The sequence below is a fragment of the Chloroflexus sp. MS-CIW-1 genome (assembly GCF_030444705.1).
Lineage (GTDB): Bacteria > Chloroflexota > Chloroflexia > Chloroflexales > Chloroflexaceae > Chloroflexus.
Genome location: NZ_JAUBWR010000002.1, coordinates 665,944 through 688,746, shown reverse-complemented (window position 1 = coordinate 688,746; position 22,803 = coordinate 665,944). Strand labels below are relative to the sequence as shown.

Here is a 22,803-nt window from a genome sequence, read left to right as displayed (position 1 = left end):
GGAGTTTCCAGCATTCTTTCTCTCCCGCCCCCGCGTTCCCCCTTCCTCTCCCCCACGGGGAGAGGAAGGGGCCAGAGGGAAGGTGAGGGCTGCCAGACGTGCTCCGCAGCACCGGCGCTGAAACCGTTGCAACCCGTTTCTATCGCGTCGAGGAGACGCCTGTGTTGCCCGCCAACGTTCCCCTAACCATTATGGAGATGCGCCACGGTCGAGCCTCACCAAAAGCCCAGGTTTTTGACCATGCTCTCAGGCGCAATGATTGATCATCATGCCAGTATTGACGAAAATTGGGCCAATAGGCTGATGGAATAGTGAAACGAGAGAAATACAATCCGAACAGATGATAGCGTTGCGTGAGGAGTAACGGTATGACCATCAACACCAATCAAGATATACGATTACGACTATTTAGTGGTTCCATTGAGGATTACACGGCGCTTGTCGCTATTGCTCGTGCGGTATTTCCCGATGATCATGACACTGTAGAAGAGATACAGCATTGGGATGCGACCCGACCAGCCCATTGTGTGCAGAGGCGTTGGCTGGTAGAGGTAGGTGATACGATTATTGGGGCAGCCGAATATTTTCAACCGCAGTGGATGTACCATCCACGCAAGTTTTTTATCAGTATTGCGGTGCATCCAGCCTGGCAAGGACGGGGGATTGGCAAATATTGTTACGACATCCTCATGGCCGATCTGCAGCAACAGTATCAGGTAGAGCAGGTTCGTGCGAACTGTCGTGAAGACTACCCCCGCAGCCTTACCTTTCTCGACCGACGTGGATTTCGGGAGGAGATGCGTACCTGGGAGTCACGACTTGATTTACGTTTGTTCGACCCGATGCTGTTTGCCGAAGCGATTCATCGGGTTGTCGATCAAGGCTTCACCATTTGCAACTTAAACGAGTTACTGGCCCGGTTTCCAGATGCACGCCAACGTTTGTATACGGCAATGATGGAGATGCGCGCTGACGTACCACAGCCAGAGCCATTTACGCCAAGTGATTTTACGAGTTGGGAACGGTCGGTGTTTGAGAGTCCAACTCTCTATCCGGAGGGATATTTTCTGGCCCTCGATGGTGAAGAGATCGCAGCGGTGAGTCAGCTCTGGAAAAGCGCCGATCCATCTGTATTGATGACCGGTTTGACTGCAACGCGCCGGATGTACCGCAAACGTGGTTTAGCGATGGCGCTGAAGGTTCACGCGCTGTCTTTTGCCAAAGCGTTGGGGTATCGTGAAGTGCGTACCTACAATGCGACTACGAATCAAGCAATGTTACGGATCAACGACGCACTGGGATTTGTGAAGCAACCAGCCTGGATTGAGTTTGTGAAGGATATGAGTATCGTATGATCGTTGTGCGACCGTTTCAGTATAATGAGAGTGATTATCAGGTGATGGCAGAGGTCTACAGCGCGTTGGCACCAGATGCTCCGCTATCTGCGGTCGAGTGGCGAATACGTGATGAGCTGCATAATCCGCAGCTTCCACTCTACCGCTTCGTTGGCGAACTTGATGGGAAGGCAGTCGGATATGCCGAATATTACCAGCCAACCTGGTGTGCTGATCCGTGCCACCTGACAATCCAGCTTTGTGTTCACCCTGCGTATCATCGGCGTGGTCTGGGAAACGCGCTCTGGAATCAGCTTCAGCACGCATGGCAACCATTGCAGCCGCACCATATCTGGCTCAACGTGCGTGAAGACTGGCACACCGGATTAACGTTTGCCGGTCATCGTCAGTTTCACGAAAGTCGACGTGTCTGGTCGTCACGGCTCGATCTGGCTTCATTCAACCCAGAGCCGTTTCAGGGCGCCATTGAACGGGTGACGGTTCAGGGGATCGAAATTATCAGCTTTGCCCGGCTGGCGGAAACCGGTGAGCATTTCTGGGAGGAATTATACGAATTTGAACAGCAAACAACCAGAGATCTACTGACAAGTTTTCCGATCACGATTCCAACATACAAACAGTGGCGTAAGTTCTATCAGCCTGAGCATGGTATATTGTGGGAAGGGAGTTTTGCAGCGTTGCACAATGGGCACATTGTGGGCATCAGTATGCTGGAAACGATTGACAATGATTCGGATGTAGAAGTCGGCTTCACGGCTGTCCGGCGTGATTACCGTGGCCGTGGGATCGCGCTGGCGCTGAAGTTGTTTACCATTGCCTATGGACGGGAGATGGGAATAAGCGGGATTCGGACGGACAACGATAGTACAAATCTGCCAATGTGGCATATTAATCAGCGGTTAGGTTTTCAACGCGGGCCAACGTGGATTGTCATGCACCGGCACGAACAGAATGGGGAGGTGACGTGAACGGCTTGCCGATGATTGAGCTGACGGGTGACGCTTTTGCACAGGGTTGGCGGCATGGACGCGCACTACGTGATGCGATTGCCGCCAATCTTCGTCTGTATACCGATCGCTTTGAACGCGAGTTACGCTTACCCATACAAGAGGTCTGGCAACGAGCATTGCGTTACGCCAGAGCCATTGCTGATCAGAATCCAGACTATGCTGCCGGTATGCGCGGCATTGCGGAAGGGGCAGGGGTTGATTTCGCGGCAATCGCGGCGCTGAATGTTCGTTATGAGTTATTCTATCAGTTCTTCCGTGAGTATGATGGAGGCATCAGGAAGCCGGATGGCTGTACTGCGTTTGCGCTGTTGCCTTCCGAAACGAGCGACGGTCATCTGCTCCTTGGCGAAAATTGGGACTGGATCTGTGGAGTGCGGGGAGCGATTCTGCGCACGGTCGAGCCAGATGGTCATCGCCGGTTAGTGTTCACCGAAGCCGGTATCTTCGGTGGCAAGATCGGTTTCAACTCTGCCGGCTTAGCATTATTGATCAATGGCCTGAGCAGTACCGACGATGACTGGTCTCGTTTGCGACGGCCATTTCACGTGCGCTGCTATGAGATTTTAAGTGCACGAACATTACGGGCAGCGCAGGCGGTAATTGCGAGCGAAGAGCGAGCCGGGTCGGCTAATTTTCTGTTGGCGCAGACCCCTGATCAGGTGATCAATATCGAAGCTGCCCCGATGGCGCTGGCGATTAGCAGTTGCGCTGGTGGGTGTCTCGTTCATGCGAATCACTTTACCGATCCAGCAGCGTTGGGTATTGTTGAACGACAGATTGAGCGTTGTCCCCATTCCAACTGGCGTGAAGCGCGTCTACGTGAACTGTTAGCCGTTCGTCCGCAGTCGTTAGCGCAGGTGCAGTCAGCGTTGCGCGACCACGTCAACTATCCGTACTCGATCTGTTTTCACATAGATCCAACCGATCCGCCTGAAGAACATTATGAAACCGTGGCGTCGATCATTATCGATCTGACAGCAGGGATATTGTATGCGACGAACGGCCCGCCGTGTACGTATCCGTATTTGCAATATACGCTGGAGGCTGTGCAGTGAGTCACACTGTGCTCTTCGTCTGCACTGGGAACTATTATCGTAGTCGTTATGCAGAGTTACTGTTTAACGCACTACGGGTCAGCGACTGGCAGGCCACATCGAGAGGACTGGCCCTTTCACCGTACAATCAGGGGCCAATCTGGCCGCCGGTGCTGGAGCGCCTGCAACAGCGGGGACTGGCAATTCCAGACGTGATGCGGCAACCGCTGATGTTGCGGGATGTCGATCTGGAACAGGCCACGTATGTGATTGCTCTGAATGAACCTGAACACCGACCATTGATGCAACAACGATTTCCTGCGTGGGCAGATCGAATCACATACTGGCAGATACCTGACGTCAACGTTTTGGCAGCGGATCAGGCGTTTGATCTGATAGAGCGTGAGATAACGGCTTTGGTACGAGCGTTGTGGGAGAGGTAAGCGGTGGAGATAGGGGTCGTTTCGGATACGCATGGTCGTTTGGCGACGGCGGCACTGCACGCATTGGCCGGAGTAGCGCTGATCGTACATGCGGGAGACATTGGGAGCGAAGTTATTCTGAGTCAGTTGGAAACGATTGCACCGGTGCTTGCGATTCACGGCAATACTGACCGGGGAACAGCGTTGACGCGAACGTATCCGGCTCAGCGCTGGATTGAACGCGAAGGGGTGTTGATCTTTGTGACCCATATTGGTGGGCAGCCTCGCTTACTTGTGCAATCGTTACCAAAGACAGATGACGGGCGCCATCCTCAGGTGTACATATTTGGTCATAGTCATCAGCCATTGTGCGAAATGTACAATTCGGTGCTCTTCCTTAATCCGGGAACTGCCGGTGCGCCGCGTGGTGCAGGTCTTTCAGTGGCCCGGCTGACGGTGCAACACGGTCAGGCCAGCGCTGTGATCATCCGGTTGGACGAGCACAAGTGACGACACTCAGTTGAAGATGGGATCGGTCGCTATGGATTGGATACGAAAGTACCAATGGCTGGCGGGTATTGCCATCAGTACTGTATTGGTGTTGATCTGGTTGCCAACACTGGCGAATCAGTTGGGGTTAGAGCAGAACCTCTTCTTTGCAGTGCATGGCATTTGTGCACAGAGTCATAACCTGATCATGGGTGACGTGCAGTTTCCGCTTTGTGCCCGTGATAGCGGTATCTATCTCGGCTTGATGACTACTCTGGTCGTGATCGCCAGCCGTGGCCGATGGCGAGCGGGCCGTTTACCACCGCTACCAGTAAGTCTAACGCTGGTAGGTTTGATTGTGCTGATGGGGATCGATGGTCTCAATTCAACGGTTGCCGAGTTAGGCTTCCAGGCAGTCTACCCGCCGCGCAACGATATGCGTCTGCTTACCGGATTAGGATTTGGGGTAGCAATGGCTGTCGGGTTGCTGTTGGTTGCCAATCATACGCTGCTAGCTCCTGATCTGATTGATACGGAACAAGCACCGATCACAGGTTGGCGTGATTTGGGGTTAGTAATAGGTGCGGTAAGTGTAGTGGCATTAGCAATTGCTGCCGATCAGGAAATTCTGGCATGGCCGCTGGTATTGATAAGTGTCATCGGGGTGACCGGTGTGATGAGCTTTGCCATTGCACTACCGATAAGTGCAGTGGCCGGTCTGAGTGGTCGAATCCGCCATCCGCGGGAATTATTATTACCGGGAAGTGCCGGATTTCTGGTAGCTCTATTTCTGCTGGCGCTATTGGCGCGCTGGAAGATTGAGTTAGAGGTGCAAGGTCTCTTGCCGCCGCCACTGGTGCCGTAAACGCATCGTTGATTCGTGGGTGAGGATCGGCGGCTTTGGAACGTTGAAAAGCCCTGGAATGTCTCTTCAGGAGCGAAGAAGGGGGTGCCGCTAGTATTAGCTCCCCGCTGTCTTGTTAAGTACAACAAACGCCAACTTCACTGCCGTAACAGGCTGAGAACGTGATCAGAACTCGTGGTTTTGATCAGGCGCTCAGTAAGGGCGTCGGCTGAAGTGGCGAGCAACTCTGAGAACACTGCAAAGCCCGGTGATTATCAGGTTGATTGTCAACCGTTGGAAACGGAAGCGCCAGATACCCTCTCACCAGCACAGGCAGGCAACGATGTGATCTTCGCGCTCGTTGACGAAGCAAGGTTCCGACATGTATTCGATGTTACACGTTGCTGGCAGTTGCCAATTCGTTTAACACGGTGCGAATACGTGCAAGGGCGGCCTGTGCTTCAGGTGAAAGGTTGGATTGGTTGGCAAAGGCTGTCAGGACGTGATGAGCGGCAATTGCCAGGCTATCGAGATGACCCAGTAAGCATCCTGCCTGTCGGGCATCGACAGTGCGTTTGCCGGTCATCGCTGACCAGTATTCGTCGGACGCCAGATAGCGAGTTTCCCCCAACAGCTCGAATGCCAGGGTACAACGGTCGAGTGATCGAATGGCCAGCACGGGCTGATCGTTCAGCGTGATCTGACCAGGCCCTTGTCGGGTCAGGGTAATCTCGTCGTCGATACGACTGGCGCCATCTTCACTCAGTTGCAGGGTGCGGATTTGCATTGCTATGCTCCTTACTTCAAAAGCGACCATGACGTTCCCATACGCTGCGGGGTAATTCGAGCGGACATAAGACCAGGAGCGCCTGGGCTACCGAATGACCGGGATTGTGCCAGCGATGGGGTAAAACGGCTTCAAACAGCAAACTATCACCAGGACCGATAGAGAAGGTTTGGTCGGCAACCGCATATACAATCTGTCCGTGCAGACCAAAGACAAACTCCTGACCGGTGTGAATGATCGCTTCCGTACCACTACCGGCGCCAGGCTCAAGCGTAATTAGCAGCGGTTCGAGCGTGCGGTTGATGAGACCAGGCGCCAGATCGGATAGAGTACCGTGCGGAAACAGACTGGTGACGGCCTGACCTGCCGGAGTAAAGACGATTCGTTGTTTGTGGACATCTGGTGTAAAGAAGGTGCTGATCGGCACTTGCAACGCCATGGCCAGCCGTTGTAGCGTACTGACGCTGGGAGAAGTACGACCATTTTCAATCAGACTGAGCGTATTGACCGCCAAGCCACTAGCTTCGGCAAGGGCACGGATTGATAGCCGACGTCGTTCGCGGAGGGTGCGAATGCGATGTCCCACGTCTATCTGGCTGACTTCGCCTATAGCATGCGCATTCGTAGTGGCTTCGTTATCGGTCTGCACGGTCTGCTCCTCTGGCTATGCTTTCGGGTTCTGATCACTATTATGCGATAATCCTGACCCTTTTGACCTAATAAATTGGTTGCGTTCTGATAACCGGTTGCAACTGCATCGGGTTGAAAGGATATATCCTGACACGGTTGCACGCAGTGAGATCGGAAAAGAAAAAGCCCCTGTCCTATAATGGATACAGGGGACGGATGCAATCAACAAACGCAAGCCGGGAATTAATCGGCAGCCGGAGTACGTTGGCGCTGACGCTCGTACTTTTCGCGTGCACGACGGGCTAACGCCAGGGCACGTCGTTCACCGTGCTTAGCGATTGAGTAGGATGTACGGCGGATGCGATTGCCATCACGCCAGGTCGCCTCATACACCTCGCGGCCATCTTTGATCGTGCGCCGCACACCGACGATACCGGTACTGGTGCGAGCAACACCGATTACCTGTCGCTCGGTGCGTGGCTTACCGAGTTCGCGTTCGGTCGCGTTACGCCATTCGATAGCGGCAGCAAGAGCGGCCAGACGGTCACCGTATACCGAGTCCGAGAAGAACTTGCTCCGGCGCTGCTTATTCCAGGTAACGCGCACGAAATAGCCAAAGGTACGCTTGGCAGGATGATCGATGCGGGTAATTCCTTTGTGTTTCGTCGTTTTGGGGCGGAGACGCGCCGGCAACTTCTTGACGGTGCTGTCATCGGGTGTTGGGGCACTGGTTAGCAATTGGCGCGCCTGATCTGGGTTGAGATCGGGCAAGGGTTCGTAACGCAGTACAGCCAACGGATCGTCTTCGGGGGGTGTTGATGGTTGGGCAGTATCGATGGTTGTTTCAAGGGTTGATGAGTTAGCCGGTCGAACAGCATGTCGGCGAGGCATTGCTGATTGCTCCTTTTGAAAACCTCGAACAACTTGTACCATTTAGTAACTATATCGAAGGTTGAACCTTCCGATTTTTATCATACCATATTTTGCCCGCTAACTGCACAGAAATCCTGGGCAAAAAAGTACAAATTTGCCTGGATAGAGCATCTAATTACGTGCTGTGAAATTTGTGATTTTCGGCACAAATTAAAAGAATTTGTGAGCTTTATCACAAGAATGTTTTGTTTTCAATAGTTACCTGCTGAACAAATGGGTCGGGAAGGTTGTTGTATCAGTCTATTTGTGGATATAGATACTGATATGTTGTTGCGCGAATGGTGATCTGTGTGGTGAAAGTTTGGAGTATATGTTGTCGTTGCAATGTTGAGAGTACTGCAAAAATGAACTACAGAGGTCACAGAGAACACCGAGAGGAGATTTTGTGCAGGACTCTCTGTGCCCTCTGTGGTGAAACATGTAATCATGAGCCAGGCGCGAGTTGGCGCGCTTCCGCTCACCTCCGGCCGTGTTTGCCACGGAGCGCACAGCGTGCACGGAGAAATATGAGGGGAGAACGCGCTGTGACCGCAGCGGGGAAATATGTAATCCTAAGTCAGGAAAGGATAAGGTCACAAATGGGAGAAACGCTCTTACGGTTCCTGGGACTTATGGTGATCGGGTATGTTGGGGTGTGTAGTATGATCTATCTGGTACAAGAACGTCTCATCTTTTTTCCCGAACGTGATCCGCCCGGTACGCGCTATGAGTTTGGTCTGCCGGTCGAGGAGGTATGGATTCCAGTTGATGGCGCAGTACTGCATGCGTTATGGTTTCGGCAAGCGAGCGCGCAGGGGGTGATCCTGTACTTTCATGGGAACGGTGGTACGCTTCGAAGCTGGGGAGAGGTGGCACATGATTTAGTACCGTATGGGTACGATCTCGTGATAGTGGATTATCGTGGGTATGGTCAGAGTACCGGCACTATCACCAGCGAAGCGCAATTACACGCTGATGCGGCGGCTGCGTATCACTGGGTACTGTCTCGCTACCCTGAAGAGCAAATCGTGCTCTACGGACGGTCGTTAGGGAGTGGGTTGGCAACCCGTCTGGCTGCAACGTATCGACCGCGCTTACTGATCCTTGAGAGTCCTTTCTACAGTGTTGAGGCGATTGCACGGCGGCAGTTTCCGTGGGTGCCCCCGTTTTTATTGAAGTATCCGTTGCGTTCACACGAGTGGATTGATCAGGTACGTTGTCCAGTAGTGATCATTCATGGAACGAATGACAGCGTAGTACCCTATGCTGATGGTGAACGGCTGGCACGGGAAGTAACGGCGCCGCTAGCCTTTTACTCGATTGCTGGAGGTGATCATAACAATTTGATGACATTTCGTTCATATCATGATGCGATTCGGGAAATACTAGAGCGATGACCGTAGTCTTTTTGGCATATGGTTGCAAGGTTGCCATATTATTCGATGTTGTAAACACAAAAGTGAGTGATTTACAAGAAAAGGTTAACAAAACATGTATGGACTTTGCGAAATGATGCTCTTGACAGTATCGTTATAATATGGAAGCGATATAGATTACCGGGGAACACACAGCCTTATCTCAACTCCTTTTTAACTTTAACCCTATTCATTCCTCTTAGTTGTACTCCTTTCCCGGTCTCATTTCAACTTGAAAAGGTACGTCTGCACGTTGTCCGGCAGCCATACGCTTCGTTGAGTCTGCCTGCTCACATGATTGGGGCCTGACGCTGCCTGACAAGATGTAGTATGCCGAGATGATTCAGATAGGGTGAGATGGGTGAATAAAGGAGTAACGGTATGCCGATTACGCTGTCTTATCCGGGTGTGTACATTGAAGAGGTGCCGAGTGGTGTACGTACCATTACCGGTGTAGCTACATCGATTACTGCCTTTGTTGGACGGGCGCGGCGTGGCCCGGTGAATGATCCGGTGCGGATTCAGAATTTTGGTGACTATGAACGGCTCTTCGGTGGTTTATGGGAAGCCAGCACGATGAGCTACGCAGTACAGCACTTCTTCCTTAATGGGGGGACCGACGCACTGATCGTGCGACTGATCAACGGTGCGCAGCGCGCTCAATTTAGCCTTTCACCGGTAAGCGGAACCGATAATCTGCGGCTTGAGGCGAGTAGCGAGGGGGCGTGGGGTAATGATTTGCGCATCAGTATCGATCACGATACGCGCCCGCTGAGCAGCAGTGAAACTGATAAGGTTTTTAATTTGACGGTGGTAGAGATTGTGCCGGGGACGAGTCCATTACAGGCGGCACGCCGCGAGACGTTTCGCAATGTTTCGATTGATCCGACTGCACCGGCTTATATCGGGACCGTACTGGCTCAGGAATCGCTGCTGCTACGGGTACCTGATCCGTACCCAGGGACGTTTCCAAGCGTGCGTCCGGCAGTGGTTGGTACGGCAGGCGATCTGAGTACCTTTGCCACTCCATCGAACGTCGGTTCTGATGGTAGTGAGCTGACCAGTGCCCAGTATGAGGGCAGTTTTGATGATAAAACCGGTGTTTATGCGCTGCGTAAAGCTGATCTCTTCAATCTGCTCTGTATCCCACCGTTCTCACGTAATACCGATGTCAGCGAATCAGTGTGGACAAGGGCATTGCAATTTTGTCGTACCGAACGTGCATTTCTACTCGTTGATGCACCTTCGTCCTGGAAGAGTATTGCTGCGGCAGTGGGTGGCATTGGTACTTTCAGTGCGGCTGTGGCGCGTGATGATCATGCAGCGATTTATTTTCCGCGGGTGCGGATGCCTGATCCATTGCGCGAGAACCGGCTGGAAGAATTTGCGCCCTGTGGTGCGGTCGCCGGTGTCTTTGCTCGTACTGATGCGCAGCGTGGCGTGTGGAAAGCACCCGCAGGGCAGGATGCGACCCTCTTTGGTGTGCGGGCGCTGGCAGTCAATTTGACCGATGCCGAGCAGGGACAGCTCAACCCATTGGGAGTGAACTGTCTGCGCTCGTTTCCGGTTAGTGGCAATGTGATCTGGGGAGCGCGCACATATCGGGGTGCTGACCAGCTTGCTTCGGAATGGAAGTATATACCGGTGCGTCGCCTGGCCTTGTTCATCGAAGAGACGTTGTACCGCAGTCTGCAATGGGTGGTCTTTGAACCGAATGATGAACCACTATGGGCGCAGATTCGGTTGAACATCGGTGCATTTATGCAGAATCTCTTCCGGCAAGGCGCGTTTCAGGGGCGTTCTCCACGTGAGGCGTACCTGGTGAAATGTGACCGCGAGACAACGACGCAAACGGATATCAATATGGGCGTTGTGAATATTGTGGTCGGTTTTGCGCCGCTTAAACCGGCTGAATTTGTGATTATCAAGATTCAGCAACTGGCCGGTCAGATTGCGACGTAATGCCGGTGGTGGTCGCGCTGCCTGTTGAGGGGTAGGCAAGGACGGTCAACACGGACTGGTTTGTTCGCCGGGTGAAGAAGACTGCTGCTTAATACAGTTTATAAGGGGATGATCTATGGCTCAGTTCAGCGTAAATGCCCAGCGGTTTGATCCCTACAAGAATTTCAAGTTCCGTATCAAGTGGGATGGCCGGTATGTGGCCGGGGTGAGCAAGGTATCGGCGTTGAAGCGCACAACCGAGGTTGTCGAGCATCGAGAAGGAGGCGATGCAAGCAGTGTGCGTAAATCGCCGGGACGTACCAAGTATGAACCGATTACGCTTGAGCGCGGCGTGACGCACGATACTGAGTTTGAGAAGTGGGCGAATAAGGTCTGGAATTATGGATCGGGGTTAGGGGCCGAAGTTTCGCTGAAAGATTTTCGTAAAGACATCATTATCGAGGTCTACAACGAGGCTGGCCAGCTCGCCATCGCCTATAAGGTTTACCGCTGTTGGGTGTCGGAGTATCAGGCGCTTCCTGAACTTGATGCGAATGCCAATGCAGTTGCTATTCAGAGCATCAAATTAGAAAACGAGGGCTGGGAACGCGACTACGACATCGGCGAGCCGGATGAGCCGAGCTTTACTGAGCCACAATAGCAATGACAACCATTTCATCCACAACGTTGCTGACGATCTGGGAAAACAGTGCAGTGCAGCCACCAGTCAGGCGTGCGTTGTCATTATTGGCACCGTTTTTCAGCGATCAGGAGCTGGCCGAGTTACCCATCGGTACCCGTAACGCCATGCTGTTGATGGTCAGGGAGTGGCTCTTCGGTACGCGGATGGATTGTGTTGTGCATTGTCCGCAGTGTGCGACTCGTCTGGAATTTACGCTGTCTACGACCGATGTGCGGGCGCTGGCGCCGACAACAACTGTACATCAGCTTGAATTTGCGGGGCAGCGATTTACGTTTCGCCTGCCGACGAGTGCCGATCTGTTGGCGTTGAATCCGGATGCTGCTACCTCTCGCCACCTGATCGAACGGTGTCTCCTTGCCGCACCAGCAACGGCGTCTACCGAGGCGCTGGCCGCAGTCGCAGCGGCGATGGTACAGGCTGATCCCCTGCTCGATCTGCAAATTGCTTTGCGGTGTCCTGAGTGTGACCATACCTGGATGGCGCCGTTTGATGTCATGACGTTTGTCTGGCGCGAGGTTGATAGCTGGGCGCAACGGTTGTTGCGTGATGTTCATACGCTGGCCAAGGCGTATGGGTGGTGCGAGCGTGACATTTTAGCGTTGAGTCCTCGACGGCGGGCATGGTACCTCCGATTGGTGCATTATGAACGATCCACTGGCTAACCTGCTAGTTTACAGCTTTGGCGATGGTCTGGCGGATGCGGTGCAGCCACGGCTACCAGCTCGTTTCGAGCCGGTCGTATTTCCAGGGGGCGAGCGTGAGTCGTTCGCACAGGTTTCCGGTGAGACTGGCGAGATACCGGTGTCTGAGCAGGTAGTTTTCCCTGAGATACCATCATCGTTGCCGCCGACTGTCTCGCCTCAATCTGTCATTGCGCCCCCATTCGATGATATGACCTCACACCGCCAGGCGGATACTCAGCCAGTGCAAAGACTGACGCCAACCGTGGACGGTATACCTTCTGCGTGGGGGCAACCGCCAACCGCTTATCCTTTGCACCCGGATGCAACGACATCAGCGGGGTTGACTACTTCCGCACGCGAGGTTGCCTCAGACAAACCGGAGACGGCTGGTATACCGACCGGTGTTGTGCCGGAGGAACGCCAGCCGGTGTTTGTTCGACGCCATACTGATCGTGTTGGTCAAATATCAGAGGAAGTCGTGCCAGATAAACTCAAATCGAGATCCGGGTCGCCAGATATACAGCGCGAGGCTGCATCAATACCGGAGCTAACCGATCCTCCGGTGGCGGCACGGGTGCGGTCTTCGCCAACGGTACAAGAACAGGGAGTACCGAACCATGTCCACCACGCACCACGCATCACGATTAGGATTGGTCGGGTGGAAGTACGGGCAATTCCGGTAACCTCACCACCTCCGGCAACACGTTCTCGTTTGCCAACTCCGGCGCTCAGCCTTGATGAATACCTGCGGCGACGTGATGGGGGAACATCATGAGTAATGCGCTGGCAATCGCTGCGGTAACGGCAGTCTTACGTGATCTGTTGCAAGATGGTCTGATCGACCACGACATTACCGGTACGCTCGGTGATGTGACGGTGAGCGTGCTGTCACCAGCGCAGGCATTGGCAGCGTTCACCGCAGGGAGTGGTCAGCTCAACCTTTTTCTCTATCGGATCACGCTTAACTCTGGCTGGCGTAATTATGGTCTACCTTCCCGTTCGGGGCGAGGAGATTTGATAAGTGATCCGCCACTGGCCCTTGATCTACACTACCTCTTGACTGCTTACACCGATCAAGATTATCTGGCTGAGCTGCTACTTGGCTATGCAATGCAACTATTGCACGAGACGCCGGTACTGGCCCGCGATGCGATTCGTACCGCACTGGCGCCACCTTCGCCGATCAGCGGAGTTAGTCTGCCGGGAACAGCGCGAGCCAGTCTGGTTGCGGCCGATCTGGCCGACCAGATTGAACAAGTCAAACTGACCCCTGAACCGCTGACGCTGGAGGAGATATCGCAGATCTGGTCGAGCCTGCAATCGCCGTACCGACCGAGTGTTGCCTACCAGGCATCGGTTGTCTTGATTGAGAGTCGGCGTCCAACGCGCCAGGCATTGCCGGTGCGGCAGCGCAACCTCTACGTACTCCCATTTCGTCAACCACGCATCACGCAGATTGGTTCACAGCGTAGCGCCAACGAGCCGGTGAACGTTCAGCAGCCAATTCTTCCCGGCTACCGGTTGGCGGTGCGTGGACAGCAGTTGCAGGGTGATGATGTTGTCTTGCGGATTGGTGAGACTGAAGTGGCGCCGGAACAGATGACCGACACCCAAATTATCGCCCCATTGCCGACAGGTTTGCGCGCTGGCGTCCAGTCAGTGCAGGTGATACACCGCTTACCGATCGGGACCCCACCAACGCCTCACCGTGGTGTCGAATCGAACGTCGCGGCATTTATCTTGCATCCGGTAGTGACGGCAGCAGCCGGCCCACGCGATGGAAATGGAAATGTCACGATCACGTTGAATGTCACGCCACCGGTTGGCAAGCAGCAGCGAGTGGTGTTGCTGCTTGATGAAACACCGCCGCCGGTAAATCGCCCTCCGCGCTCATTTGTCCTCACGTTACCGGCGCGAGCGCCTGCTGCGCCACCCAATGACACAGACTCAACATTGACCCTGACGACTGCGATAGTCCCACCGGGAACCTATCTGGTACGGATACAGGTAGATGGAGCTGAAAGTCAGCTTGAGATGACTGGCAGCATCTTTAGTGGGCCAACAGTGAGTATTCCATGAATACCTTGAATACCGTAACGACAGCCGATTGGGTGACGGCTAATCATCGTTATCTGATGGCAGCACTGGCGGTGATACGTTGTCGTTTAACCGGTGCACGTGATACGCAGGAACTCGGTGCGGTGGAACAGGAGCTGGCAGCAGTGCGGACGGCGATGCCAGCATTACCGGCACTCGAACGACTCCAGATGATCTTTGGTCTATCCGAATTCGAGGTCGGATTGGTGTTGTTGTGTGCCGGTATTGAACTGGATAGCAATCTGGCAGCGATCTGCGCCAGTGTTCAGGGTGATCCGCAGCGATTCAGGCCAACAATTGGGCTGGCATTAGCGGTATTGCCGGGCGCCCATTGGAGTGCATTCACACCGACTGCGCCGTTGCGTCACTGGCGGTTAATTGAGGTGGCCGAGGGTGAACCGCTTGTGACAGCGCCACTGCGGATTGATGAACGAGTGTTGCACTACCTGCTTGGGGTTGCAACGCTCGACCGGCGCTTGCAACCATTGTTGCGCCTGATTCAGATAACAACCCCGTTGCCGCCAGCTCATCGCGATCTGGCTGCCCGAATCGGGGCGCTGTGGGAACGTGAGCCTGAGCCGTCGCCAGTACAGCTTTGTGGCGCCGATTCATTGAGTCGGCAGGCAGTTGCGGTTGCGGTAGGTGAGCGCCTGGGGCGGCCGGTCTACGGACTGCGGGCCGAAGACATACCGGGTGACGTGGTAGAGCAAGAACTGCTGGCCCGTCTCTGGGAGCGCGAGGCGGCGTTTAGCGGGGCGTTGTTGCTGATCACCATTTCTGATCTGGAACCACCACGCCCACTGTGGCACTGGCTGGAACGGGTGCAGGGGATGGTGATGCTGGCAAGTGCCGATCCTTTACCGGTTGCCGATAGGTTGCTGGTTCGTTTTGAGTTGCCAAAGCCGGATCGTCGTGAGCAGCGGGTGCTCTGGCAACAGGTTCTGGGTGAACACGGGCCGAACGCTAACGGCCATCTGGAAGCGATGGTAAACCAGTTTACCCTCAATGCCAATGCGATGCGAGCGGTTGTTCTAACCACGAGCGGGGATCACAACATCGACTGGTGGGATGCCTGTCGGCTGCAAACCCGTACCCGGCTTGATGGATTGGCGCAACGGATCGAGACAAGGGTTGGTTGGGACGACCTGATACTACCGGCAGAACATATGACGACACTGCGGCAGATGGTAGCTCATGTACGGCAACGAGTGCGAGTGTATGAAGAGTGGGGGTTTGGTCTCCGTGATGAACGGGGACTGGGAATTAGTGCCCTCTTTGCCGGGCCAAGCGGTACCGGCAAAACGCTGGCCGCCGAGGTATTGGCCAATGAACTGCGTCTCGATCTCTATCGCATTGATCTGAGTTCAGTCGTCAGTAAGTACATCGGTGAGACAGAAAAGAACCTGCGGCGTATCTTTGATGCTGCCGAAGGTGGTGGGGTCATTCTCCTCTTCGATGAAGCAGATGCGCTCTTTGGTCGGCGCAGTGAGGTCAAAGACAGCCATGACCGGTATGCCAATCTCGAAGTGAGCTATCTTTTGCAGCGCATGGAAGCATACCGGGGGTTGGCGATTCTCACCACCAATATGAAACAGGCGATTGATACCGCGTTTTTGCGGCGGATTCGTTTTATCATCAATTTCCCATTTCCCGACGCAACCCAACGTCAGCGTATCTGGCAACGAGTCTTTCCGCCGGATACGCCGCTCGATGGGCTTGATTGGGGGAAGCTGGCCCAATTCCATCTTGCCGGTGGCAATATTCGCAGTATCGCCCTCAATGCGGCCTTTCTGGCTGCCGATGCCGGCGAACCGGTGCGGATGACGCACATTTTAAGTGCGGCGCGCAGCGAATATGCCAAACTGGAAAAACCGCTTACCGATGCGGAGTTACGTGGATTTTCGAGTGCGGATCGCGCCCGCCCGGTGCAGATGCACCAGTAGTCTGGTCACACGTCGGAGATGAGTACGATGGCTATCGATATTGAGCTACATATTGATGAGATTCTCTTCGTTGGTTGCCCAGGCATTGATCGTGAGCGGGTCAAAGCAGCGCTGATCGATGAATTAACGCGATTATTGCTTGCGCATGAGGCGGCTGCGTCGGCGTGGCGTCATCGCGAGGTAGAGCTAGTTGATGGTGGAACTCTGCGCTTCACGCCTGGCATGACTCCGGAGGCAATTGGTCGGCAGATAGCGATGACCATATTTCGGGGATTGCCATGAACAAAGTGGTTGTGCGTAAACCGACGCAAGCTGCTGAGGTTGCCCGGCGCACACTGATGCCGGCAGCACCCGCCCGACCGCTGTTCCGACGAACAAGTGCTACCGGTAAGAGTGTTGGTGAGGCGGTATGCCCGCTCTCGCAACCGCCCGATCACGAGTCTGCCGATGTGGCGATGCTGCTGGCGCAGGCGATGACCTTCCCTTCTATTCCATTGCCGTATCGGGCTGAACTGGAAGCACGTTTCGCACAACCACTTGCTCAGATTCCGGTCTATGCCAATCCAATGGCTCAGCAAGCGCTGGCACTGGCGCACGCCGAAGCAATCACGTATCAGGGGGCAATCTTTCTGGCTGATCCCCATCCATCACTCTCGCTCATTGCCCACGAAGTGGTACATGCACTTCAGATGCAATCGGCAGGTGCTCCTGACGTCAACCAACAGGTGGTGGCGGCAAACGATCCGGCTGAGCAAGAAGCAATAACGCTGGCTGATCAGGTACAACGCACCACAGCAGCAGCCCTGATACCACCGCCAGTAGCGGTTACTACCTCGCTCCCTGCTACTGCGCTGGCGTTGCGGCGCACAACATTACCATCGCCAACCGATGAACCCGCGACAACGGCATTTCGTCGTGTCGTTGACCGGGCGCCGCCACCATCGCCATCGCACCACACACCTGAACCGGCGGCGCCACCACCGCAAGCCGCAGCGGTACCAGCGCCAGACCTTGAACCGGATCAACCGCCGTTGGCATTACCTCCGGCTCCGGCGCCTGGGATCGGCGACGCTGAGGTAGCCGCGCAACAGGCAGGCATGGCTGAAGCTAGGGCAGCGCTGCCTACAGCCACCGATCCTGAGACACTGATAGCGACATTTGCCGAGGCCTCACCCACACTCAAAGCACAGGCTGTGGCAACGCTGGGAGCCGAAACCGATCGGCTGGCGAAAACTGAAGTAGCCCAACTCAATGCTGAGGTTCCAGTTCTCCATGCTACCCTCAACCCGATGGTTGAGGAGCCGCCACCATTGACGGTAACACCGCCGGACGCACGCTCACTTGAGCTAACGGTTGAAGGAACGTTGCCGCGTGAAGAGCTACCACCGACCCCCGATCCTGGCCGTTACACAGCCAACGACCGACTTACTGCCGATATTTCACGTCTGATGAGCGGTACGGTTGAGGAGCGGGCAGCCAGCATTGCTGAACGGTTGCACGAGGTGCAAATTCACGACAGCGCAGTTGATACCTCTCCCGGTGTCCCACCGCAGATACCGTTGACCGACGGCGCCAATCCGGATCAAATTGATACCCAGATCAGGGAAGGAGTGACCCAATCACGCCAGCTTCGTGATGACGCGGCCCGGGCGGTCATCGATGGCCCAGGTCCCGAGCAGGCGCAGCCCATCGTGCTCGATGAGGCCAACCCTATCGGTGAGTTGGCGCAACCAGAGATTGGTACGCCGTCTATGCCTGAAGGGCCGCAAGCGTATCTTGAGCTGGGTTTGCCCGCAGATGTGCAGGCTGCTTTCGATCAGCAACAGCACGATGTGATGGAAGCCAATCTGACCGCAGCTCAACAACAGGTGGCGGAGGCGAGTGCAGAGCGTGAACGCCAACAAACCACTGTCGTGAGTGAAGCGCAGGCCCAGGCTCAGGCGCAATCGGAACAGGCCGATGAACAGCAACGCGCCGGCGTGATCGAAGCCCGCGAGCGGATTCAAGGCGCCCGCCAGGAGACACTGGCTGCGCAGCATGCAGCCGCTGCCGATGTTGAACAACAGGCAACGGCTGAGCGCACTGCCCGACGGCGCGAGATTGATGAGCGGGTACGCGCCGACGAGAGCCAGATTGAGCAACGGTATGCTACGGCTGAACGTGATGCGCAAGCAGAAGTTGCAGACGGTGAGCGACGGGCAGCAGCCGAACGAGATCGTGCCGCTCGTGAAGTCGAAGAGCAGAGCTGGTGGGATCGGGCGGTCAATTTTGTCCGTGATGCCTTTGCCGCCTTGACCAGAGCGATCGGGGCGATTTTTGATGCGGTGCGGCGGGCAGTGAATGCCATTCTCGATGCCGCAAAAGCGTTTGCTATGCGGCTCATCGATGCAGCCGTGGCCTTCATCAATGGGTTAATCGCTGCATTTGGGGCAATGCTGAAGGGTCTCATTGATACTCTGATCGGCTCCATCTTTCCCGAACTGGCGGCCCGTCTCAATGCGGCTATTGATAGCGCCGTCGCCTTTGCCCAAAACGTTGTCAATGCTGCGGCAGCGAGGCTCAGAGCCGGGATTGCAGCACTCGTGGAAGGCTTACGGGCCAGTCTCAACGCGATCATCAACGTCTATCAGGCAGCGATAACGGCGGCGCTGAATGTTGTGCAGGCTGTGCTTACCGGTGATTGGGCTGCACTGGCCCGTATGGTGCTTGAAGCGGTGCTGAAAGTGGCCGGTATTGAACCAGAAACCTTCTATCAATTTATTGGCCGTGCTCAGGAAACATTCCAGCTTATTATTGATAATCCGGGCAGGTTTGTCGGTCATCTGATTGACGCCTTTCTCAATGGGGTGCGCAATTTTGCCGGCAACTTCCTGACCCATCTTCAGGCCGGGATTATTGGCTGGCTGACCGGTGCGCTCGGTGGAGCAGGTATCACGCTACCTGAACGCTTCGATCTGATGGGTGTGCTGAGCCTGATCCAGCAAATCCTCGGCTTAACCTGGGATCGGCTCCGTGAGCGGGCAGTACGCCTGATCGGCCCACAGGCAGTGACAGTGATTGAGTTTGTTGCCGGCTATTTGCGTACTCTGATTGAAGGCGGCTGGGATGCTCTGTGGCAGCGTATCCGTGATGATCTGGCCAATCTGCGCGACATGGTGCTTGAAGGTATCAAGAACTTTTTACTCGAACGGGTGGTAATGGCCGCGATCACCCGACTGGCAACCATGTTTAACCCGGTCGGCGCGATTGTTAATCTGATACTTGCCGCTTACAACCTGTTTACCTTCTTGCGTGACCAGTTATCACGCATCATCGAAGTGGTGCAGACGGTGGTCAACGCCATCGGCGATATTGCCCGTGGTGTCATTCAACCGGCATCGCAGCGCGTTGAAGAGGTACTGGCGCGTTTGTTGCCGCTGGCAATTGATCTGCTGGCGCGCCTGCTCGGTTTGGGCAATGTCGGTAGCAGAGTGCGCGAGATCATCGAACGGGTGCGCGCAGTCGTTGATCGCGCCATCGACCGCTTGATCGAGCGGGTGCGCCGACTGTTTCGAGGGAGCGGGACACAGGCGGCGGGGACGAACGGTACACGCAGGCCGGGAGAACTGGCAGTACCGTTCACTGCTGCCGGACAACATCATCTCTATGTGCGTGTAATCAATAACCGGGCTGTAATGACAATTGCCAGCAATGAGCAAGATTTTGATCGGTTTGCCGCCGATTTTGAGCAACGGATTCAGCTCCTGCCTGATAGTCGTCAGAAGCAACAGCTTCTTCAGCAACTTGCCGAAGCTCGTCGGTTATCAACCACCGTTGAGACACAGCACGCGCAAGCCGCCGTTCGCGCAGCTCAAGCGCGAGGGGTTACGAGTCCTGCACTGTCACTTGAACAAAACATCCAGCGTCAACTTGATCGGCTCATTACCGCTTTGCAAGCAATTATGGTTTGGGCCAGCAGTGTTCCCAGGGACTTTACTCCTGGTCGCATTCAGTACAACCCGCAAGGAGATCTTGCTCGACGTGCTCATGGTTGGCTCGGTAAGAAGACGCCGCGCCATCCTGCGGATCAAAACCGCGTTGCAGGACCGATTAATGACCTGATCAGACAACTCGCAGAACGAGGCTTCGAGACTCATACTAGATTTGATGCAGGTCACTTAATTGCGAGTCGCTATGGTGGTGATGGAACCTGGGAAAACCTCGTTCCGATGGAACAGCGGATGAATCGCAGTTGGTTTAGCGCTTTTGAGGCAAAAGTTCAGACCTATGTTGACGCAGGTGAAGCTGTCCATGCTGATGTTCGTGCTGAGTACAGTGGAGATCCGTTCGCTCGTTTGCTCGATGATGCGGTTATCGATCAAATTTCTCGTGATCCTGAACTACAGATGATGGCTGTAACTAAATTCATGCGTATTCCACAGTCCATTAGTGCGACCGTGGGTCGTCGTACCAGTGATGGACGAGATCAGGTTATTTTGCAAGAAGTCTTTGATCCGAGACAACGTCTTGCATTCAGGATTCTTCAAGCTATTCGTCTTGGCTTGATTGGTAGTGATCGACATCCCCATGCACGTGATGTATATCAGCAACTTGATACTGAAAGTTAATGTAGAGAGAACATCTTATGTACCAATCGCTGTTTCGATCCCAACTCCAGACTGAAAATATCATATGTGCATCGAAGGCCCGCACTCCTCACCCCCTCGACCCAACCACCCGTATCCACTTCGCGCCGTGCTTCGGCTACGACCTCAGCACGGTCCGTATTCATCGTGACGATTCCGCCGCCCGCACTGCACAACACCTTGGCGCGGCGGCGTATACGGTTGGGCAACATATCTTCTTTGCTCCCGGCCAATATGCGCCCCACACGGCTGCCGGTCAACGGTTGCTCGCGCATGAGCTGGCACATGTTGTTCAGCAGGCAGAAGGGGTACGTGGTCGGAGTATGTCTGCACTGGAAGCGGATGCCGAACAGCAGGCCAACGCCGCCGTAACTGCATCATCGCTCCATCGTCTGCGACCACTTCCCGTACCGGCTCAGCCGCTGCTCCAGTGCTATCGTGTTCCTGGTTCGCTGCGCTGCAATGAAGTCGTCGACTGGCTTAATGCCAACTCGCCCTACGCTCCTGAGTGGGCCGAAACCCGTTGTACCTACGAGTTCAATGGCGGCGTCCAGACCCGCAGTGAAACACTTCGTGATGGACGGGTGCGGGTCACAGCGCGAGGAATGCCTTCAGCCACCGTGACGGTTGATTGTCCGATTGACCGACCTGAATGGGAACCAACCGACCGCCCCAACCGTGATGCCGAGGTTGCCGCGTGGCAGGCGATGCGGGTCACACTCGATGCGCACGAGGCTGAACATCGCCGTATCGGCCAACGTTGGCGTGCGATACTCGAACGACGGTTTCGGGCAATCAATTTCACCGTTACCGGCGATGATGCTGCTGATGCAATGCAGCAGGCGCAGGCTCGTGTGGCTGAACTGCAACAGCAATGGCAGACTGAAGCCCAGGCCGCCCAGGATAAGATTGATCCGTTTCGTGGGGCAGTGTTGCGCTGCCCGTAGTTGGACAGAGGATACAGTATGACCACGTTTCCACGTTCGCCCCGTGTACTCAAAGGTGCGCTAGTCAGTTTTGATTTACCCAACCCGCAACCGGCAGTGATCATGTTTCAGTATAACCCCGATACGCTGGCGCGCACCCTGGAAGCGCAAACCGGTAGTGAGGGCGCCGATGCCTTGCGCATCAAGGGTGCACCGGTTGAGACGATCAAACTCGATGTTGAACTCGATGCGACCGATCAACTTGAACAGGGGAGTGCAGCCACCGGTTTGCACCCGCAGTTGGCCGCGCTCGAAGTGCTCATTTACCCGAAGAGCAGTCTGGTGATTGCCAATACCGCCTTGTTGAATGCCGGTACGATTGAAATTTTGCCGCCCCAGGCCCCATTCACACTCTTCATTTGGGGACCTAAACGGGTGTTACCGGTACGCCTCACCGAGTTTAGTATCAACGAAGCGGCTTACGATCCGCAACTCAACCCAATCCGGGCAAACGTTACGCTCGGTTTACGGGTGTTGAGTTATAACGATCTGCCGACCTCTCATCCCGGTTACCATCTCTTTCTTGCCCATCAAATTGTTAAAGAGACGATGGCAGCAACGGCACGTACTTCTGCGCTTGCCGCTACCGGTGCTGGATCACTTTCTCTGTCGTAAGAGGCGCCTATGTTCAACCCAAATAGTCGCTACTATCGCATTGCTACAGCCACCCACACTCCTGCTGATGGTCAGGCGGTGGTCTATGTGCGCCGCCGTTTCTTGCCTGTTGGGGCAACGATGCCGCTCCTGGCTGAAATTGAGGTGACCGGAGCCGATCGGCTTGATCTGATGGCTGCCCGCGTGTTTGGTGATCCCGAACAATACTGGCGCATCTGTGATGCCAACGACGCTATGAACCCCTTTGACCTTACGACCGAAGTCGGTCGTCTGGTGCGCATCGCTGTGCCGACCGTTGAAGGGTAGTGCACT

General features: G+C 54.9%; 21 protein-coding genes. 18 read left to right on the top strand and 3 right to left on the bottom strand.

The window, feature by feature from the left end; genetic code table 11:
- Positions 1 to 368: 368 nt before the first annotated feature.
- From QTO31_RS15740 to QTO31_RS15715, 6 genes are read left to right on the top strand one after another with little or no spacing between them, the layout of a single operon-like run.
- The gene (locus QTO31_RS15740; protein WP_301430041.1) at positions 369 to 1,355 is read left to right on the top strand and encodes a GNAT family N-acetyltransferase; all 987 of its coding nucleotides are present in this window, start codon (positions 369 to 371) and stop codon (positions 1,353 to 1,355) included.
- Positions 1,352 to 2,323, top strand: a complete 972-nt coding sequence (locus QTO31_RS15735; protein ID WP_301430040.1) for a GNAT family N-acetyltransferase — start codon at positions 1,352 to 1,354, stop codon at positions 2,321 to 2,323. Before QTO31_RS15740 ends, QTO31_RS15735 begins: the two co-directional genes overlap by 4 nt.
- Positions 2,320 to 3,420 carry a C45 family autoproteolytic acyltransferase/hydolase gene (locus QTO31_RS15730; protein ID WP_301430039.1) on the top strand — a complete coding sequence of 367 codons (1,101 nt, stop codon included), beginning with the start codon at positions 2,320 to 2,322 and terminating at the stop codon, positions 3,418 to 3,420. Before QTO31_RS15735 ends, QTO31_RS15730 begins: the two co-directional genes overlap by 4 nt.
- A complete protein-coding gene (locus QTO31_RS15725; RefSeq protein WP_301430038.1) occupies positions 3,417 to 3,842 on the top strand; it encodes a low molecular weight phosphatase family protein in 426 nt (141 codons plus the stop codon). The genes QTO31_RS15730 and QTO31_RS15725 overlap by 4 nt, the downstream gene beginning before the upstream one ends.
- Positions 3,843 to 3,845: 3 nt before the next feature.
- The gene (locus QTO31_RS15720) at positions 3,846 to 4,331 is read left to right on the top strand and encodes a metallophosphoesterase family protein (RefSeq protein WP_301430037.1); all 486 of its coding nucleotides are present in this window, start codon (positions 3,846 to 3,848) and stop codon (positions 4,329 to 4,331) included.
- 31 nt (positions 4,332 to 4,362) lie between these two features.
- A complete protein-coding gene (locus QTO31_RS15715) occupies positions 4,363 to 5,175 on the top strand; it encodes a DUF2085 domain-containing protein (protein WP_301430036.1) in 813 nt (270 codons plus the stop codon).
- Positions 5,176 to 5,548: 373 nt separating this feature from the next.
- On the opposite strand, the gene QTO31_RS15710 is transcribed toward QTO31_RS15715, so the two are convergent.
- The 3 genes from QTO31_RS15710 to QTO31_RS15700 form a co-directional block, all read right to left on the bottom strand.
- Positions 5,549 to 5,941: a hypothetical protein gene (locus tag QTO31_RS15710; protein WP_035418926.1), complete on the bottom strand. Its 393-nt coding sequence runs from the start codon at positions 5,939 to 5,941 to the stop codon at positions 5,549 to 5,551.
- A 16-nt stretch (positions 5,942 to 5,957) separates the two neighbouring features.
- Positions 5,958 to 6,590 (bottom strand): helix-turn-helix domain-containing protein, encoded by a 633-nt coding sequence (locus tag QTO31_RS15705; protein WP_301430035.1) that lies wholly within the window; start codon positions 6,588 to 6,590, stop codon positions 5,958 to 5,960.
- Between the two features lie 224 nt (positions 6,591 to 6,814).
- The gene (locus QTO31_RS15700; RefSeq protein WP_031458387.1) at positions 6,815 to 7,462 is read right to left on the bottom strand and encodes an AP2/ERF family transcription factor; all 648 of its coding nucleotides are present in this window, start codon (positions 7,460 to 7,462) and stop codon (positions 6,815 to 6,817) included.
- A 620-nt stretch (positions 7,463 to 8,082) separates the two neighbouring features.
- Here QTO31_RS15700 and QTO31_RS15695 point away from each other — a divergent pair.
- The 12 genes from QTO31_RS15695 (at position 8,083) to QTO31_RS15640 (ending at position 22,797) form a co-directional block, all read left to right on the top strand.
- Positions 8,083 to 8,880, top strand: coding sequence for an alpha/beta hydrolase (locus tag QTO31_RS15695; RefSeq protein WP_301430033.1), 798 nt, complete (start codon positions 8,083 to 8,085; stop codon positions 8,878 to 8,880).
- 399 nt (positions 8,881 to 9,279) lie between these two features.
- Complete coding sequence (locus QTO31_RS15690) at positions 9,280 to 10,860, top strand: phage tail sheath family protein (RefSeq protein WP_301430031.1); 1,581 nt, start codon at positions 9,280 to 9,282, stop codon at positions 10,858 to 10,860.
- A gap of 115 nt (positions 10,861 to 10,975) precedes the next feature.
- A complete protein-coding gene (locus QTO31_RS15685; RefSeq protein WP_031458390.1) occupies positions 10,976 to 11,500 on the top strand; it encodes a phage tail protein in 525 nt (174 codons plus the stop codon).
- 2 nt (positions 11,501 to 11,502) lie between these two features.
- Positions 11,503 to 12,204 carry a hypothetical protein gene (locus QTO31_RS15680; RefSeq protein ID WP_031458391.1) on the top strand — a complete coding sequence of 234 codons (702 nt, stop codon included), beginning with the start codon at positions 11,503 to 11,505 and terminating at the stop codon, positions 12,202 to 12,204.
- Positions 12,185 to 13,000, top strand: a complete 816-nt coding sequence (locus QTO31_RS15675) for a hypothetical protein (protein WP_301430029.1) — start codon at positions 12,185 to 12,187, stop codon at positions 12,998 to 13,000. Before QTO31_RS15680 ends, QTO31_RS15675 begins: the two co-directional genes overlap by 20 nt.
- On the top strand, positions 12,997 to 14,304 hold the full coding sequence (locus tag QTO31_RS15670; protein WP_301430028.1) for a DUF4255 domain-containing protein: 1,308 nt from the start codon (positions 12,997 to 12,999) through the stop codon (positions 14,302 to 14,304). Before QTO31_RS15675 ends, QTO31_RS15670 begins: the two co-directional genes overlap by 4 nt.
- Positions 14,301 to 16,265, top strand: a complete 1,965-nt coding sequence (locus tag QTO31_RS15665; RefSeq protein WP_301430027.1) for an ATP-binding protein — start codon at positions 14,301 to 14,303, stop codon at positions 16,263 to 16,265. The genes QTO31_RS15670 and QTO31_RS15665 overlap by 4 nt, the downstream gene beginning before the upstream one ends.
- A 27-nt stretch (positions 16,266 to 16,292) precedes the next feature.
- Positions 16,293 to 16,547: a hypothetical protein gene (locus QTO31_RS15660; protein ID WP_031458395.1), complete on the top strand. Its 255-nt coding sequence runs from the start codon at positions 16,293 to 16,295 to the stop codon at positions 16,545 to 16,547.
- Positions 16,544 to 20,872: a DNA/RNA non-specific endonuclease gene (locus QTO31_RS15655; protein ID WP_301430026.1), complete on the top strand. Its 4,329-nt coding sequence runs from the start codon at positions 16,544 to 16,546 to the stop codon at positions 20,870 to 20,872. Before QTO31_RS15660 ends, QTO31_RS15655 begins: the two co-directional genes overlap by 4 nt.
- 17 nt (positions 20,873 to 20,889) lie before the next feature.
- Positions 20,890 to 21,837: a DUF4157 domain-containing protein gene (locus QTO31_RS15650; protein ID WP_301430025.1), complete on the top strand. Its 948-nt coding sequence runs from the start codon at positions 20,890 to 20,892 to the stop codon at positions 21,835 to 21,837.
- 18 nt (positions 21,838 to 21,855) lie between these two features.
- Positions 21,856 to 22,491, top strand: coding sequence for a hypothetical protein (locus QTO31_RS15645; protein WP_031458398.1), 636 nt, complete (start codon positions 21,856 to 21,858; stop codon positions 22,489 to 22,491).
- 9 nt (positions 22,492 to 22,500) lie between these two features.
- A complete protein-coding gene (locus QTO31_RS15640) occupies positions 22,501 to 22,797 on the top strand; it encodes a hypothetical protein (RefSeq protein ID WP_031458399.1) in 297 nt (98 codons plus the stop codon).
- The last annotated feature ends 6 nt before the right edge of the window (positions 22,798 to 22,803 follow it).

Coding starts and splice junctions, on each gene's coding strand:
- QTO31_RS15645 (WP_031458398.1), top strand. CDS start 21,856: ATGACCACGTTTCCACGTTCGCCCCGTGTACTCAAAGGTGCGCTAGTC.
- QTO31_RS15680 (WP_031458391.1), top strand. CDS start 11,503: ATGACAACCATTTCATCCACAACGTTGCTGACGATCTGGGAAAACAGT.
- QTO31_RS15640 (WP_031458399.1), top strand. CDS start 22,501: ATGTTCAACCCAAATAGTCGCTACTATCGCATTGCTACAGCCACCCAC.
- QTO31_RS15670 (WP_301430028.1), top strand. CDS start 12,997: ATGAGTAATGCGCTGGCAATCGCTGCGGTAACGGCAGTCTTACGTGAT.
- QTO31_RS15715 (WP_301430036.1), top strand. CDS start 4,363: ATGGATTGGATACGAAAGTACCAATGGCTGGCGGGTATTGCCATCAGT.
- QTO31_RS15695 (WP_301430033.1), top strand. CDS start 8,083: ATGGGAGAAACGCTCTTACGGTTCCTGGGACTTATGGTGATCGGGTAT.
- QTO31_RS15665 (WP_301430027.1), top strand. CDS start 14,301: ATGAATACCTTGAATACCGTAACGACAGCCGATTGGGTGACGGCTAAT.
- QTO31_RS15650 (WP_301430025.1), top strand. CDS start 20,890: ATGTACCAATCGCTGTTTCGATCCCAACTCCAGACTGAAAATATCATA.
- QTO31_RS15690 (WP_301430031.1), top strand. CDS start 9,280: ATGCCGATTACGCTGTCTTATCCGGGTGTGTACATTGAAGAGGTGCCG.
- QTO31_RS15660 (WP_031458395.1), top strand. CDS start 16,293: ATGGCTATCGATATTGAGCTACATATTGATGAGATTCTCTTCGTTGGT.
- QTO31_RS15740 (WP_301430041.1), top strand. CDS start 369: ATGACCATCAACACCAATCAAGATATACGATTACGACTATTTAGTGGT.
- QTO31_RS15685 (WP_031458390.1), top strand. CDS start 10,976: ATGGCTCAGTTCAGCGTAAATGCCCAGCGGTTTGATCCCTACAAGAAT.
- QTO31_RS15700 (WP_031458387.1), bottom strand. CDS start 7,462: ATGCCTCGCCGACATGCTGTTCGACCGGCTAACTCATCAACCCTTGAA.
- QTO31_RS15675 (WP_301430029.1), top strand. CDS start 12,185: ATGAACGATCCACTGGCTAACCTGCTAGTTTACAGCTTTGGCGATGGT.
- QTO31_RS15710 (WP_035418926.1), bottom strand. CDS start 5,941: ATGCAAATCCGCACCCTGCAACTGAGTGAAGATGGCGCCAGTCGTATC.
- QTO31_RS15735 (WP_301430040.1), top strand. CDS start 1,352: ATGATCGTTGTGCGACCGTTTCAGTATAATGAGAGTGATTATCAGGTG.
- QTO31_RS15655 (WP_301430026.1), top strand. CDS start 16,544: ATGAACAAAGTGGTTGTGCGTAAACCGACGCAAGCTGCTGAGGTTGCC.